The 936-nt window shown below is 68.3% G+C and carries 1 protein-coding gene; it reads right to left on the minus strand.

The genetic code is table 11. The annotated features are described in order from the left end of the window. Positions 1-936 (minus strand): alpha/beta fold hydrolase (locus tag D7X30_RS41370; protein ID WP_233592128.1); only part of this gene is annotated, 936 nt, incomplete at both ends.

A 936-nucleotide genomic window follows, 5' to 3' on the forward strand; every position in this document is an offset into this window, starting at 1 on the left:
TCATGGTTGGTGAGCCAGACGTAGTGCCGCGCGTGCTCGAGCTTGATGCCCTTCCAGTTCGGCATGCTCATCACGCTCAGCATTTCGGCGTCCCGCTGGAGCGCCCTGGCGCTCAGGGTCCTCAACTTCTCCTGCACGGGAAGGTCCATTTGGGAGAAGCCTGGGAGGTCCTCCGCCCGCCCGGACCGAGGCTGATCCACGTAGAGGAAGAGCACGGCCGCCGTCACGGCCGCGAAGTCCACCTGCGAGAAACCCTTCATCACCCGCTCCTCCGCGTGCGGCCACTTGCGGTCGCGCAGGTAGTGCCCGGTCTTCGGATCGAACTCGTTCGCCTCGTCGATCTCGTGCGCGGGGAACGCTCCTCCGACGTCACGCGCGACCGCGGCGGCGAGCGCGGCGCGTGAGGCCACGTCCTCGGGAGCGGGCTCGCTCGGAGGAGGCATGGGCAGGACCGAAAGGAACTCCGCCAGCAGGTCACCGTTGGTCCTCACGTCCAGGTAGACCACCTTCTCCACGCGCTCCGGGTGATGGGTTGCCACCCAGGTGAGCTCTGGCCCGGCGGCGGAGTGGCCCACGAATGACGCCTTCGCGATTCCCAGCCCCTCCAGCACCCGGACGACGTCCTCGCCCAGGGTGGCGGTGTCGTAGCCCTGCTCGGGCCAGCTCGACGAGCCAAACCCCCGGCGGGTGACGGCGTAGACGTGATGGGCCGCGGTGAACTCCGGCGCGAAGGTGTCGAACACGTGGCCCGTGTTGCCCAGGCCCGACAGGAAGACGAGCGCGGGTCCCTGGCCTCCGAAGTCAAGCAGCTCGAGCTCGACCCCCTCGGCCACCTTCACCCGCTTCACCTGATGCAACGCGCTGGAGTCGGCAGAAGCCGGGACCGGGACGGACTTCGTCGTCACACAGGCGAACAGCGGCAAGCAGAGGAGGAGG

This window comes from Corallococcus sp. AB011P (genome assembly GCF_003611605.1).
GTDB lineage: Bacteria > Myxococcota > Myxococcia > Myxococcales > Myxococcaceae > Corallococcus > Corallococcus coralloides.